The sequence below is a fragment of the Microbacterium sp. genome, from assembly GCF_011620665.1.
Lineage (GTDB): Bacteria > Actinomycetota > Actinomycetes > Actinomycetales > Microbacteriaceae > Microbacterium.
On sequence record NZ_WOYQ01000021.1, the window covers coordinates 1 to 13,602 of the forward strand.

At 69.9% G+C, this 13,602-nt stretch carries 12 protein-coding genes; 8 read left to right on the forward strand and 4 right to left on the reverse strand.

The annotated features are described in order from the left end of the window. Positions 1–99: 99 nt before the first annotated feature. Positions 100–894 carry an ABC transporter permease gene (locus QZV81_RS02870; protein WP_292832200.1) on the forward strand — a complete coding sequence of 265 codons (795 nt, stop codon included), beginning with the start codon at positions 100–102 and terminating at the stop codon, positions 892–894. Continuing rightward, positions 894–1,631: an ABC transporter ATP-binding protein gene (locus tag QZV81_RS02875; protein ID WP_292832203.1), complete on the forward strand. Its 738-nt coding sequence runs from the start codon at positions 894–896 to the stop codon at positions 1,629–1,631. The genes QZV81_RS02870 and QZV81_RS02875 overlap by 1 nt, the downstream gene beginning before the upstream one ends. Before the next feature lie 2 nt (positions 1,632–1,633). Here QZV81_RS02875 and QZV81_RS02880 read toward each other — a convergent pair whose 3' ends face one another. The 3 genes from QZV81_RS02880 to QZV81_RS02890 are packed head-to-tail and all read right to left on the reverse strand — an operon-like array spanning position 1,634 to position 5,331. Further along, a complete protein-coding gene (locus QZV81_RS02880) occupies positions 1,634–2,611 on the reverse strand; it encodes a glycosyltransferase (protein WP_292832206.1) in 978 nt (325 codons plus the stop codon). A 12-nt stretch (positions 2,612–2,623) separates the two neighbouring features. Beyond that, positions 2,624–3,937, reverse strand: coding sequence for an O-antigen ligase family protein (locus QZV81_RS02885; protein WP_292832448.1), 1,314 nt, complete (start codon positions 3,935–3,937; stop codon positions 2,624–2,626). Next, positions 3,937–5,331 carry an O-antigen ligase family protein gene (locus QZV81_RS02890; RefSeq protein WP_292832209.1) on the reverse strand — a complete coding sequence of 465 codons (1,395 nt, stop codon included), beginning with the start codon at positions 5,329–5,331 and terminating at the stop codon, positions 3,937–3,939. Before QZV81_RS02890 ends, QZV81_RS02885 begins: the two co-directional genes overlap by 1 nt. A gap of 64 nt (positions 5,332–5,395) precedes the next feature. Between QZV81_RS02890 and manA the strand changes: the two genes are divergently transcribed. The 4 genes from manA to QZV81_RS02910 all read left to right on the forward strand — a co-directional run bounded on the left by manA (position 5,396) and on the right by QZV81_RS02910 (position 11,316). Beyond that, positions 5,396–6,541, forward strand: a complete 1,146-nt coding sequence (gene manA, locus QZV81_RS02895) for a mannose-6-phosphate isomerase, class I (protein ID WP_292832212.1) — start codon at positions 5,396–5,398, stop codon at positions 6,539–6,541. Between the two features lie 154 nt (positions 6,542–6,695). Beyond that, on the forward strand, positions 6,696–7,013 hold the full coding sequence (locus QZV81_RS02900; protein ID WP_292832215.1) for a WhiB family transcriptional regulator: 318 nt from the start codon (positions 6,696–6,698) through the stop codon (positions 7,011–7,013). 74 nt (positions 7,014–7,087) lie between these two features. Continuing rightward, entirely contained in the window at positions 7,088–9,913 is a 2,826-nt protein-coding gene (locus tag QZV81_RS02905; protein WP_292832218.1) for a glycosyltransferase, read from the forward strand. Beyond that, positions 9,910–11,316, forward strand: coding sequence for a DUF5719 family protein (locus tag QZV81_RS02910; RefSeq protein WP_292832221.1), 1,407 nt, complete (start codon positions 9,910–9,912; stop codon positions 11,314–11,316). The genes QZV81_RS02905 and QZV81_RS02910 overlap by 4 nt, the downstream gene beginning before the upstream one ends. A gap of 15 nt (positions 11,317–11,331) precedes the next feature. Here the strand turns inward: QZV81_RS02910 and QZV81_RS02915 are convergent, their stop codons facing one another. Next, on the reverse strand, positions 11,332–11,682 hold the full coding sequence (locus tag QZV81_RS02915; RefSeq protein ID WP_292832224.1) for a metallopeptidase family protein: 351 nt from the start codon (positions 11,680–11,682) through the stop codon (positions 11,332–11,334). A gap of 163 nt (positions 11,683–11,845) precedes the next feature. Between QZV81_RS02915 and QZV81_RS02920 the strand changes: the two genes are divergently transcribed. Next, positions 11,846–12,052, forward strand: coding sequence for a DUF3499 family protein (locus QZV81_RS02920; protein ID WP_292832227.1), 207 nt, complete (start codon positions 11,846–11,848; stop codon positions 12,050–12,052). A gap of 27 nt (positions 12,053–12,079) precedes the next feature. Next, positions 12,080–13,558 carry an adenosylhomocysteinase gene (gene ahcY / locus QZV81_RS02925; RefSeq protein ID WP_292832230.1) on the forward strand — a complete coding sequence of 493 codons (1,479 nt, stop codon included), beginning with the start codon at positions 12,080–12,082 and terminating at the stop codon, positions 13,556–13,558. The last annotated feature ends 44 nt before the right edge of the window (positions 13,559–13,602 follow it).

Here is a 13,602-nt window from a genome sequence, read left to right on the forward strand (position 1 = left end):
AATCGAGACAAGCCAACCAGCAATACCCGTTACATTAGACGCGACACGCTACTAGCGTGATGAGGCTCCGCTGAGCGCGCGCCACCGTAGGATCGGACCGTGACCACAGCCGTTGTCGGCGCACCCGGATCCCCGCGTCGCTACCTCCACTCGCTGTGGCTCCTGTCGGCTCGCGACCTCCGCGTGCGCTATTCGACCAGCGCTCTGGGGTACCTCTGGTCGGTACTGGATCCGCTCGTGATGAGCCTCATCTACTGGTTCGTCTTCACCCAGGTCTTTCAGCGCGGCGACATCGGCGCGCAGCCCTACATCGTCTTCCTGATCTCAGGTCTGCTGCCCTGGGTGTGGTTCAACGCAGCGGTCACGGACTTCACGCGCGCATTCCACAAGGATGCCCGACTCGTACGCTCGACGGCGATTCCGCGCTCGATCTGGGTCAACCGGATCGTCTTGAGCAAGGGGATCGAGTTTCTCTTCTCGCTCCCGGTGCTGGCGGTTTTCGCGATCGCCGCGGGGGCCACGGTCGGCTGGGGGCTTCTCCTCCTGCCGGTCGCGGTCCTCTTGCAGCTGATGCTCCTCGTGGGCCTCGGCCTGCTTGTCGCCCCCCTGTGCGTGATGTGGGGCGACCTCGAGCGCACGACACGGCTGATCCTGCGCGCGCTCTTCTACGCGTCGCCGATCATCTACGGAGTCACCGACCTGCCGGGCATCGTCGCCCAGCTCGCCGTGTTCAATCCGCTCGCCGGGATCTTCACGCTCTATCGCGTGGGCCTGTTCCCGGAGGAATGGGACCCGCTGGCGGTCGGCATCGGTGCCGGGATGAGCATCGGGATCCTGGCGCTCGGGATCCTCGTGTTCCGGCGCCTCGAACGCGCCGTCCTGAAGGAACTCTGATGGCGGACGTCGCGATCGAAGTATCCGGCCTCGGCGTGCGCTTTCGCCGCAACCGGCGTGGCCGACGTTCGCTGAAGGACCTGTTCGCGGGTTCTGCGCGCCGCACGCGCCCCGATGAGTTCTGGGCCCTCCGGGACGTGTCCTTCGACGTGAAGCACGGCGAGGCGATCGGCGTGGTCGGCCGCAACGGCCAGGGGAAGTCGACTCTTCTCAAGCTCGTGGCCGGGGTGCTGCTGCCCGACGAGGGATCGGTCGAAGTCCACGGGGGAGTGGCGCCGCTCATCGAGATCACCGGAGGGTTCGTGGGCGACCTCACGGTGCGCGAGAACATCCGGCTCACGGCGGGGCTGCACGGGATGTCGGCCGCTGAAGTGGCGCGCAGGTTCGATGGCATCGTCGATTTCGCCGAGCTCGGCGACTTCGTCGAGATGCCGTACAAGCACTTGTCGAACGGCATGAAGGTACGCCTGGCGTTCTCGGTCGTCTCTCAGCTGGACGAGCCGATCTTGCTGGTCGACGAAGTGCTCGCCGTCGGCGACAAGGCGTTCCGGGAGAAGTGCTACCGCCGTATCGATGAACTGCTCGCCGACGGGCGGACACTCTTCTTCGTCAGCCACAACGAGAGGGACCTGCGGCGTTTCTGCACCCGCGGGCTGTACCTCGACAGTGGACGGCTGAAGCTCGACGCTCCGATCGCAGAGGTCCTGGACTCGTACAACGCCGACTCCCACCGCTGAGGTCAGGCGGCGGGCTCCAGCGCCGGCATCGGCTGCCAGTGCGGGTCGCGGGCGATCACGCGCCCATCCTTGAGTCCGCGGAACAGGTTCAAGGTGCCCCGGACCTTGCGCTCGACGAACAACAGCCGGATGAGCTCCTTGCCGAAGGTCAGCGCCGTGCCGGCACCGAACAGGACCGGGCTGTAGACGCCGAGCGCGCGGTGATAGCGCTTGATGTAGGCGCGGTTGCGCATGATGTAGTACCGGTAGGCGTCGCTGGACGCATTCATGTGGCGGATGCCCATGTCCCACTGCTTGATCTCGCGGGTGCGGCGCAGCACGAACTCGTCGACGATGACGGAGGTCGTGTGCCGGGAGGCGAGCCATCCGTAGGTCTGGTCGTCCCAGTAGATGAAGAACCTCGGGTCGGGCAGCCCGATCCGCGCGACGATGTCGCGATGGATGAACATCCCTTCGAAGCAGCCCGAGTTCATCTCCTTGTACCCCGACGCGTCGAAGCCCGACGGCGCGAACGGAATCGGGATGCCCATGCGCTCCGCGATGCGGTACTGCCAGTAGAACTCGCTGCCGTCGTAATCGTAGCGGCGGCCCTGGATGGACTTGAACCGCGGTGCCCACGCGCCCATGCGTGCGAGGCCATCCGTCAGGACCTCGACGTCGTCGTCCATGAGCCAGATCCAGGTGGACCCGAGCTCGTACGCGATGCGCATTCCCTCGCTGAATCCGCCCGACCCGCCCGTGTTCGTGTCGAGTCTGCGATAGACGATCTCAGAGCCGATGCCGTCCCGGAAGGACTCGACCACATCGCCGGTGTCGTCGGTGGAGGCGTTGTCGACGATGACGACGTGCCCGGGCTGCGGGTTCATCACCGAGATCGACTCGAGCAGACGCGTGAGCAGGTGCGCGCGGTTGAACGTCACGATCGCGATCGTCGCGCTCTCGGGAGTGAACGCGACCGGGGCGTCAGGGGAAGCACTCATGGCCCTGGAAGTCTATCCCGGAGCGTGTTGCAGGCCCGCCTCGCCAGGACCCGCGGCATCCAATCGTCGGCGCCACGATCGTGACTGCCCGGCACGCACGGCGGCCAGCGCGAGCAGCAGCCAGCCCGCGCCGGTGAGCACGTACGATTCGAACAGCGAGGTGACCGCCAGGGCGACCAGCACCAGCGGCGTCCAGGCGTAGACGGTCGACCGGCGCTGGCTGGCATCGAGCCAGGAACGAACCAAAGCTGCGCCGCCGACGATGCAGAGGAGCAGGGCCCCCGCCCAGCCGAGCTGCAACAGCACGTCGACGTATGCGTTGAGCGCGCTCCGGTGTGCTTCTTCGAGCAGGATGTTGATCGTCGCGAAGGGCGGCTCGGCGGCCGGCCAGGCACCGAACCAGCCCCAGCCCTGCACCGGCTTCAGACGGATGTAGTACTGCGCGAGCGTCCACAGATCTGTGCGCAGCGCCAGGTCGTCGGCCGCGCCGGTGGTGGTGATGATCGCCGATCGTTGCGCATACAGCGCGATCGCCGACGCGGTGACGGCACCCGCAAGCATCCACTGCAGGGCGCTTCGGCGCGCGATCGGCGCGGCACGCACGAGAGCGAGTGCCCCGCCGGCCACCCCGACGCCGGTCGACAGCACGAGGACGGTGGGGGAGGCCGACAGCAGCGCGAGACCGGCGGCGAGGACGATCGAACCGATGCCGACCGCCGGGCGCACGGACAGAGTGCGCAGCTCGACCGCGAACGTGATGAGCGCGACGACCGCGACGATGCCCAGAGAGTTGCGCGTGCCGAAGATCCCCTGGATCGGCCCCCACGCGGCGAGGTTGCCCTGGATGCCCAAGAAACGCAGTGGAGTGTCCAGCAGGATGCCGGAGAGGATCTCGAGTACGAGCGAGAGCACCAGCGCTGCTCTGAGAACATCACCGAGCGCGCGTACCGTCTGCAGCGTGTCACGGATGTGGCCGATGGTGACGGCCAGGAGGGCGACCCCGATCATCGCGAGCCAGCGCAACAGGCTCGTTCCGGCATCCGTGCTCCAGAAGATGCTGGCGAAGGCCCACGCGCACAGCAGCAGCAGCGATGAGGGCACGAGGCGGACGAGGGAGATCTCGCCGCGCCGGGAGAGGAGGATGCTCACGCCGAGAAGGCAGAGCGCCGTCACGATCGTGACGAGGGTCACGCGCCCCGCGAGGCGCTCGATGAGATGACTGCCGAACATGGCGGCGAACACCGTGAGCGTATAAGCCCGTGCGAAGTCGGCCGACCGGAGAAGCGCCGCCGCGCCGGCGGGCGCGGACGCATCGGGAGCCGCCATCACGTCGGGAGCCGCTCGCCCTGCTCGCCGACCGGACGCTGTTCTGCGGGCCCACGGCTGAGAAGCGGTGTCTGCTTGATCTTGAACGAGAACATGACCAGCAGCATCCAGCCCCAGCCGAGCAGCGGAGTGGATTCCGCGAGTCCCTGCACCAGGAGGAGGGCGGCGACGAGGGGGGGCAGAAGCGTGAGGGCGGAGTATGGGCGATCGGCGACGAAGTCCGAGCGGGGGCGGTCGATCGCGAAGAACCAGGCGCGCCAGCCGAAGGCGAACACCGTCAGCGCCATCAGCGAGACGCCGATCACTCCGAGCTGCAGGAAGACGTCGAGCCACATGTTGTGGGCCTGCATCACGGTGACCCCGTGGTCGACGATCCAGCCGTCGAAGGCCGGGTCGGTCGGGATCCACGGAGTCGAGAACCCCCAGCCCTGCACGGGTCGTTCGGCGGCCCGATCGCCGACGGCCTCCCAGATGCGCTCACGTCCGGAGAGGTCGGAAGAGCGGCCGAGGAGGGCGAACACCCCGTCGCGGGCCACGCACAGAGCGCCCAGACCGCCGAGTGCGATGACGGCATAGGCGAGGTGCAAGCGCGTCCGGACGCCGGCACGCCGGCTCGCGCGCATGATGAGGGCGGCCGCGAGCACCACGGCGACCGCGGCGGCGGCCAGAGTGGCCGTCGCCGAGGCGGCGCGGAAGAAGAGGAAGGCGGCGACCACGATCCACGCGTACAGGAAGGGGCGTCGCGGCGCGCGGGAGGCGATGCGGATCGAGAAGACGACGATGCCCAGCAGCGCGACATAGGCCAGCGCGTTCGCGTTGCCGAAGACACCCTGGATGCGTCCCCCGTCGAAGAGGTTGTCGCGGCTCCACATCTCGATCGGGTCGACGCCCCGCCCGGGTCGCCCGAAGCCGGGCATGACGGGCCCCCCCCAGACGAGCGACACCCAGATCTCGAACGCGAGCGACACGCCGAGAACCCATTTCAGAGCTGAGGCGATCGAGCGCACGAGCTCCCGCCAGGTGAGCACCGAGCCGACGAACATGGCCTGCACCGTCGTGCTCAGCAGCAGGAGGAGGGTCGGGACGGTGGATGCCGGGTACGCGCTCCAGAGGATCGAGCAGGTCGCCCACGCGACGTAGCCCACGGCCAGCCATGGCAGCCGCCGCCACTGCACTCCGGGTCGGAGCACGATCCAGAGGATCATCGAGATCAGGCCCGAGCCGTACGCGACCACCGCGGTCCCCGCGACGCCGAACGCCATCAGCCACGATGTCCCCGCGAACCCGGCCACCAGCACGAAGATGCACCAGGCGCGCACGAGCAGATGCCCGAACTTCTCCCGGATCGGCGCGGCAGGAGGCGCCGAGATCGGATGCAGTGCGTGGGCGGCCATGGTCTGATCAGGCTACCGCCGGCGGGCCGCGGGCCCGGTTCTCCCGCGGCTCTAGGCTGAAGATGTGCTCCTCCCGATCTCGAATACACCCCGCGGCTACTCCTGGGGATCGGCGTCGCTCATTGCGGAGCTGGAGGGCAGGGCTCCCTCGGGCGCTCCCGAGGCCGAGTCCTGGTACGGCGACTATGCCGGGTCGCCGTCGATCGTCGACGACGGAACGGGACGCACGCTCGACGTCGCGCTCGCTGAGGCGGGTGAACCCGCGCTGCCGTATCTGATGAAGCTGCTGGCCGCGGCATCCACCCTGTCGATCCAGGCCCACCCCACGAAAGAGCAGGCCGTGGCAGGGTTCGCGCACGAAGAGGCGCGCGGGATCCCGCGGGATGCCGCTGACCGCCTCTATCGAGATGACAATCACAAGCCGGAGATCATCGTCGCCCTGAGCGGCACCTTCCGTGCGCTGCTGGGTCTGCGCTCCCTGCCGCAGACGCGGCGGCTCGTCGACGCGCTCGGAGACGGCCCGGGGGCCCGGGCGCTCGCCGGCCGGCTGAACGGAGACGACGAGTCCGCGGTGCTGCGCGACGCACTCGCCTGGGCGCTCTCGGGCTCGGCCCCCGTGGCCGAGATCGCGGCGGAGCTTGCCGCTGCCGCGTCGCCGGAGTTCACCGGGGAGCTCGAGGTCCTGTGCACGATCGCGGCCGCCTTCCCCGGAGACCCCGGCCTGGTGGTCGCGCTGCTGATGAATCTCGTCGTGCTGCAGCGAGGAGAGGCGGTCTTCGCCCCCGCGGGTGTGCTGCACGCGTATCAGGACGGCCTGGGAGTCGAGCTCATGGCGGCCAGCGACAACGTCCTGCGCGGCGGGCTGACCCGCAAGCACATCGACGTCCCCGAACTCCTCCGCATCGTCGACACGACGCCGGGACCGGTGCCGCTGGTCGCCGCGCGATGGGTCGCCCCCGGCGTCGAGGTGTTCGAGGTCGACGTCCCGGACTTCGCGCTCACGCGCGTCACGGTCGTGGGCGTGGCCATCCCGCTCACCCTCATGGGGCCGGCCATCGTGCTCGCCGTCCGAGGGACGGTCGAGGTCGCCGCGGGCGCGGCATCCGTCGTGCTCGTGCCCGGACGCGCCGCCTATCTGTCTGCGCGTGACGGCGACGCGGTCCTCACGGGTTCCGGCGAGGCGTTCGTCGCGACGCCCGGTCGTCGCTGACCGTCTCGGGTGGTCGCGACACGCCGTGCAGGGCCGGAAAAGCTTCACTTCCGTATTGAGGGTTTACGATCTGCGACTTGACCCCGTGGAATGACAAGGGTGTAATTATCACAACACGCGCACCAGCGTGAGGGGAAACAGTGGGGAGAGCGATATGGCTGGGTACCGTTCCGGCGTTCCCGACGACTGGTTCGTCGACCCGGTCAATCTCGGGGTCCCCGGGGTGCGGCGACCGGTCGAGGGCGAACGCGACGCCACGCTGTCATGGCAGTCCGAGGCGCTGTGCGCACAGACCGATCCGGAGGCTTTCTTTCCGGAGAAGGGTGGATCCACCCGCGACGCGAAGCGCATCTGCACGACGTGCGACGTGCGCGGTGAGTGCCTCGATTACGCGCTGAGCAACGACGAGCGTTTCGGCATCTGGGGCGGGCTCAGCGAGCGAGAACGTCGCAAGATCAAGCGTCGCGCCTGATCCGCTCGATCGATCTCGGGACTCGCGGCGGATGGGCGTTGGTGCTCGTCCCCCGCGCTTAGGCTGACTCCGTCATGCCCGCCAGAGTTCACGCGCTGCTGGTCGTGCGCCCCGACGGGCGCGTGCCCGCCGATCTGCATCTGCAGCGGACGCTTGCTGCTCTTCGAGAACAGTCGCGCCCGCTCGACGTGCTGACCATCGTGCTGTGCGGGACGGATGCCGTCATCTCGCGGCTCGCCGCCGACTCCGGAGCGGAGGGGGTGATCGCCGCCGACCGGCGGACCTCTTTCGCCGAGGCCGTTTCGATGGGGAGCCGGCGGATCGACGGCGACGCAGTGTGGCTGCTGGCGCAAGACACCGCGCCCGCGCCCGATGCCCTCGTCCGCCTCGCGGGCGCGCTCGAGACCGCTCCCTCCGTCGCCGTCGCAGCACCCAAGCTCGTCCGCTGGGACGACGCCGGTCAGATCGTCTCGCTCGGCACCTCGATGACTGCGCTCGGACGCACGGTGCAGCTCGCCGAAGGGGAACTGGATCAGGGGCAGCACGACTCCCGCGAAGACGTGATGGGCGCCGACGCCCGCGGCCTGCTCGTGCGGACGGCCGCGTGGCGCGAGCTCGACGGCATCGATGCGGCGCTGGCCGGCGCCGACGAAGGGCTCGACCTGGGCGTGCGTGCCCGGCTCCGCGGGGACCGCGTGGCCATCGTGCCCGGCGCGGTGATCGCCGTCGCGGGCGACGGCGTCGCCGGGGCGCCGGTCTCATCCGCAGCCTGGGGGCGACGCGCGTATGCCGGGCGGACCGCGCAGCTGCACCGGCGTCTCGTCTACGCCCCGGGACCGGCGGTCCCACTGCACTGGCTGAGCGTTCTTCCGCTCGCGTTTCTCCGGACGCTCGGGCACCTTCTGGCAAAGCGACCAGGGCAGATCGGTCCGGAATGGGCATCCGCCGCGACCGCTGTCGCGCGGTTGGGTCCCGTGCAACGGGCGCGATCACGCATCCGCCGTACGCGCCGATCGAGCTGGGCGCAGCTCGCGCCGCTCCGGGTGACCTCTTCGGAGCTGCGTCAGCGGTTCGACTCCGATTCGTCCCGTGCGGTCGGTCCCGGCCGCAGCGAACTGCGCTTTTTCAGCGGCGGCGGGGCATGGATCTTCCTTGCCTTCCTCGCCGTATCGATCATCGTGTTCACGTCACTTCTCACGTGGCCCGTGCTCGCCGGCGGGGCTCTCGCGCCGCTTCGAGCGACGGTCGGGCAGCTGTGGGCCGACGCCGCGAGCGGGCCCCGCGCGCTGGGCTGGGCGACCTCCGGGCCGGCCGACCCCTTTGCCGCGCTGATCGCCGCGATCGGGTCGCTCTGGCCCGCGGCGCCCTCGCGGGCTCTCGTCGTCCTGTGGATTCTCGCGATGCCGCTGGCCGCTCTCGGCGGGTGGTTCGCCACGACGCGTGTGAGCGAGCGCAGCGGCCTTCGCGCACTCGGCGCGGCCGGGTGGGCGCTGGCGCCGATGTTCCTCGCCGCACTGACCGAGGGTCGCCCGACCGGCGTGCTCGTGCACCTCCTGCTGCCCTGGTTGGTGTTCACTGCGGCAGCCGCTCATCGCTCGTGGAGCGCGGCCGCCGTCGCCTCGGTCATCGCCGTTCTCGTCCTCGCCTGTGCCCCGTCTCTCGCGCCGGCTCTGCTGCTCCTCTGGGTTCTTGCGATCGTGCTCACCGTGACACTCCGCCGCGGCGCCGGTCTTGGCCGGGTGATCTGGCTCCTCGTTCCGACCGCGGTGATCTTCGCTCCGCTCGTGTGGACGCGTGTGCGCGCCGGCGACCCCTGGTCGCTGCTCGCCGACCCGGGAGTGCCCCTGGCACCCGAGGCGCGCATCGACCTCGTGCGACGGATCTTCCTCGCCGCTGGATTTCCCGGTACGGATGCCGGCGGCTGGGCTGCTGCGACCGGCTCGTCCGCCGTGTGGATCACCCTCGCGGTCGCACCGCTTCTTCTGCTCGCGCTGCTCGCCCCGGCCCGCGGACGCCTGATCCCGGCATCCGTCCTGCTGGTGACCGCTCTCGTGGGCCTCGCGACGGCGACCCTCGCGATCGGCGTGGTGCTGAGCTCGGACGGAACCGAGCCGGTGGGCCTCTGGCCCGGCGCAGCGCTCAGCCTCTACTGGTTCGGCCTGCTCGGTGCGGCGCTGACGACTCTCGATCTCTGGCGGGTCCGTGTCCGGGTCCGCGGATCCGTCGCCGCCGCGATCGTGATTGTGCTCGCCGTGGCCGCGGTGCCCGCGCTGACCGCCCCGCTGCGCGGCGCATCGGCTCTCATCGAGGGCTCGGCCAGCACGCTCCCGGCCTACGTCGCCGCGGAGGGGCGCGCTGGCTCGGATCGAGCCACGTTCGTGATCACGCCGACCTCGGGAGGCGCTGTCGTCGACGTCGTGTGGGGTGGGACGGCCGCTCTCGGAGGTCAGTCCACGCTCCGTTCGGCCCGGACGTCGCCGGACGCCGGTGACCGCGAGGCTGCGCAGGTGGCCGCGGCGCTGATCGCCGACCCCGAGGGAGATGCCGTGGACCGCCTGGCAGCCCACGGTGTTGCGTTCGTGATGCTCGGCGATGACGGGTCGGCGGACTCCGACGACGCGCGAGAGCTGCGCATCCAGGCGATCACCTCGCTCGACCAGCGGGACGACCTGGAGAAGGTCGGCGAGACCGCCAAGGGTCTGCTGTGGCGGGTTTCGGCCGGCGTCGCCGAGCGGACCGCGCCGTCGGCCGTGCAGCAGGCGGATGCGGGCCGCACGGCCGCTCTGCAGCTCGGGATCGTCGCCGTCGCCCTGTTGCTCGCCGTCCCCACGCGCCGCTCGCTCACCGACGCGCGGCGCTGGCCGCGGGTCATCGGCATCGGCGCAGGGCGGCGACGATGACCAGCACACGGGTCGCTCGGACTCCGCGCAGGCAGGTGATCGTGGGCACCGTCGTCGCGATGGCCATCGCGGTCGGCGGGGTGGGCACCGTGCTCACGGCGTGGCCCGGCCTTTCCCGCGAACCGGCGGCGATCACTGCCGCTCCGGCCGCGACAGCATCGGTGGCGACCTGCGGCGGACCTCTTCTGGCGGCGGGGCGGGAGTCCGCCGCCGCCGCGCTGGCGGACGCCGCGGCACAGCGTGTCGTGTTCGGAGCATCGGACGGAGCCGTGCCCACGTCGAGGCAGCTCACGGCAGCGAGCGTGATCGGGGGCGGGGGACCGCTCGCCGTGACCGCCGAACCCGTCGACGGCGCACGGACCGATGTGGCCGCGGCGGGATCCGCGCAGATCGATGAGACGGACTTGCGCGGGTTCGCGGCATCCGCCTGCACGCGGGCGACGATGGAATCCTGGCTGGTCGGCGGCTCGGCGGCCACGGGAGCCGCCGACCTCGTCGTCCTGGCCAATCCGGGCGATGTGGCCGCGCGCGTGACGCTCACCGTCTATGGCGCCGAGGGCGCATCGACGCCGGCCGCCGGTGCCGACCTGCGCGTTGCAGCCGGCGCGCAGCGCGTGATCGCGCTGGCTGCCCTGGCGCTCGGCGAGGAGAGTCCGACCATCCGCGTCACGGCGGCCGAGGCTCCCGTGCGTGCGTCGCTGCAGACCAGCCTCACCCGGGTTCTGGTCCCCGTCGGTGTCGATCAGGTCACCGCGACGACGACGCCGGCGCGCGACCTCGTGATCCCGGGATTCGCGATCGCCCAGGAGCCGGGAGCGGCCGACGTGAGCGACGTCGCGGCGTTCGTGAGGCTGCTGTCCCCGAGCGCGCCGGCGACAGCGAGCGTCACGGTGTGGAGCGACGCCGGCCAGGTCGGCGATGCCGTGTCGGTCGACCTCGCGGCCGGTGTGCCGCTCGAGCTCGAACTCGCCGGGCTGCCGGTGGGCGTCTACACCGCGCGCATCACGTCGAGCGCCCCCATGACCGGTGCCGTGTGGAGCACGTCCGGCTCCGGCGGCGAATCCGATTTCGCATGGTTCGTCGCCGCGCAGGAGCTCGCCGCTCCCGCGCTCGTCGCCGTCGCGGCCGGGCCATCGCCGACGCTGACCGTGACCTCATCCAGCGACACCGATCGGCGGGTCCGGCTCGTCGCCGGGGCCGGGGCCGGCTCTGTCGAGGAGATTGTCGTGCCAGCCGGGCGCGCGGTGTCGGTCCCGCTCCAGAGCGATCGGGTCTACCAGGTCATCCCCGACGGCGACGGAGTACGAGCGGCAGTCGCCTACGCCGGACCCGGCCGGCTCGCCGGCTACCCCGTGTCAGCCGGCGATGTCGCGGCAGCATCGCTCGAGGTGTTCCCGCGTTGAGCGGGTCCGGCCGGCTCAGATGAAGCGGAAGCGGTCGGGACCGAGGTCCCAGGGGTCACGCCCCAGATACTCGGCCGCCGCGCGGAAGACGCAGCTCTCGATCGTCATGCGACGGTGCAGTTCATCATCGCGGTGCAGGTGGCTCAGACGCTCGATCGGCAGCCGGTAGAGGATGATGCGTCGCTCGTCGGTCAGCACCGTCCAGCGCGGAATGCCCTCGTCGTCCGATGCCGGCGGCATGGCGCCCACCTCGAAACGGATGTCGCGCAGTTCGGGCCATGCGCTCCGCAAGAACTCGGCGGCCGTTCCGACCGTGAGGTCGAAACGCTCAGCGCGCGTCTCGAGTGGGGGGAGCGGGGGACGCACGACCGGGCTGCGATCGTCGCGTCCGTGTCGGCCATGCCGCGTCGGCCGACGGGGCGGCTGTGCCGCGCGCCGTCTCACGAGAGCCGCATCCGTGACATGCTGCCATTCTAGTCGGCGGCGCGGCATCCGAACCGGAGCACCGGCGCCGAGTACCGTGGGCACGATGCGCGAGAGACTCTGCTCCAAGGTGGCCTGTGCCCGTGAGGCCGTGACGACGCTGACCTACGACTACGGCGATCAGATGGCCGTCGTGGGTCCGCTCGGCGGTGCGGGAGCCCCGCACGCGCACGACCTCTGTGCCATCCATACCGACCGGATGTCGTTCCCGAAGGGCTGGACGGTCGTGCGGCACGAAACACTGCGCGTCTGAGACTCCTTCGCGTGGCAGAATTGCCGGATGCCGACACCCGCCTCGCCCGCTTCTCTCCTCGACCACGCCCAGGACTTCGTCGTCGCCGACCTGTCTCTCGCTGAGGCAGGACGGCACCAGCTGCGGCTTGCCGAGAACGAGATGCCCGGCCTCATGGCCCTCCGCGCCGAGTTCGGTCCCACTCAGCCGCTCGCGGGAGCCCGGATCGCGGGATCGCTGCACATGACGGTGCAGACGGCCGTACTGATCGAAACCCTCGTGGCGCTCGGCGCCAAGGTGCGCTGGGCCAGCTGCAACATCTTCTCGACGCAGGATGAAGCGGCGGCGGCGGTCGCCGTCGGCCCCCACGGCACCGTGGAGAACCCCGCCGGGATCCCGGTTTTCGCCTTCAAGGGCGAGACGCTGGAGGAGTACTGGGCGCTCGCAGACCGCATCTTCGACTGGTCGGCCGAGGGCTACGCGGGCCCGAACCTCATTCTCGACGACGGCGGCGACGCGACGCTCCTCATCCATCGTGGCGTGGAGTTCGAGAAGGCCGGCGCAGTCCCCGATGCGGGCGACGGCGACTCGACCGAGTACCGGATCGTCCTGGAGACCCTGCGGGCGAGCCTCGCCCGCGACCCCCAGCGATTCACGCGGATGGCCGCGGACATGATCGGTGTGACGGAAGAGACCACCACGGGTGTCCACCGCCTGTACGAGCTGCACGCCGCCGGCGGACTGCTGTTCCCGGGGATCAATGTCAACGACTCGGTGACGAAGTCGAAGTTCGACAACAAGTACGGCATCCGTCACTCCCTGCCCGACGGGATCAACCGCGCCACCGACGTTCTCGTCGGCGGCAAGGTCGCGTTCATCGTGGGATACGGCGATGTGGGCAAGGGTGCCGCCGAGGCGCTGCGAGGCCAGGGCGCCCGGGTCATCATCGGTGAGGTCGATCCGATCTGCGCTCTTCAGGCCGCGATGGACGGATTCCAGGTCGCCAAGCTCGACTCGGTCATCGGCGACGTCGACATCCTCATCACCGGCACGGGCAACACCCGCGTCGTCACGAAGGAGCACCTTCAGTCGCTCAAGCACCTGGCGATCGTCGGCAACGTGGGCCACTTCGACGACGAGATCGACATCGCGGGCCTGGAGGCCCTGCCGGGAGTCGAGAAGATCGAGATCAAGCCGCAGGTCCACGAGTACCGGATGCCGGGCGGCCACAGCATCCTGGTGCTGTCGGAGGGACGACTTCTCAACCTCGGCAATGCCACGGGTCACCCGTCGTTCGTGATGAGCGCGTCTTTCACCAACCAGGTGCTCGCGCAGCTGGAGCTCTACACCAAGCCGGAGGACTACCCCGTCGGCGTCTACGTGCTGCCGAAGGTGCTCGACGAGAAGGTCGCGCGGCTGCACCTGGCGGCGATCGGCGTTGAGCTCACCGAGTTGACCGAGGAACAGGCCCGCTACATCGGCGTGCCGGTCGAAGGTCCTTACAAGCTCGATCACTACCGCTACTGATCCGACGACGCGTCGGAGATCGTTCACCGCGGAGTCGGGAAGAT

Coding starts and splice junctions, on each gene's coding strand:
- QZV81_RS02900 (WP_292832215.1), top strand. CDS start 6,696: ATGGCTGGGTACCGTTCCGGCGTTCCCGACGACTGGTTCGTCGACCCG.
- QZV81_RS02885 (WP_292832448.1), bottom strand. CDS start 3,937: ATGGCGGCTCCCGATGCGTCCGCGCCCGCCGGCGCGGCGGCGCTTCTC.
- QZV81_RS02880 (WP_292832206.1), bottom strand. CDS start 2,611: ATGAGTGCTTCCCCTGACGCCCCGGTCGCGTTCACTCCCGAGAGCGCG.
- QZV81_RS02920 (WP_292832227.1), top strand. CDS start 11,846: ATGCGCGAGAGACTCTGCTCCAAGGTGGCCTGTGCCCGTGAGGCCGTG.
- QZV81_RS02875 (WP_292832203.1), top strand. CDS start 894: ATGGCGGACGTCGCGATCGAAGTATCCGGCCTCGGCGTGCGCTTTCGC.
- QZV81_RS02890 (WP_292832209.1), bottom strand. CDS start 5,331: ATGGCCGCCCACGCACTGCATCCGATCTCGGCGCCTCCTGCCGCGCCG.
- QZV81_RS02910 (WP_292832221.1), top strand. CDS start 9,910: ATGACCAGCACACGGGTCGCTCGGACTCCGCGCAGGCAGGTGATCGTG.
- ahcY (WP_292832230.1), top strand. CDS start 12,080: ATGCCGACACCCGCCTCGCCCGCTTCTCTCCTCGACCACGCCCAGGAC.
- QZV81_RS02905 (WP_292832218.1), top strand. CDS start 7,088: ATGCCCGCCAGAGTTCACGCGCTGCTGGTCGTGCGCCCCGACGGGCGC.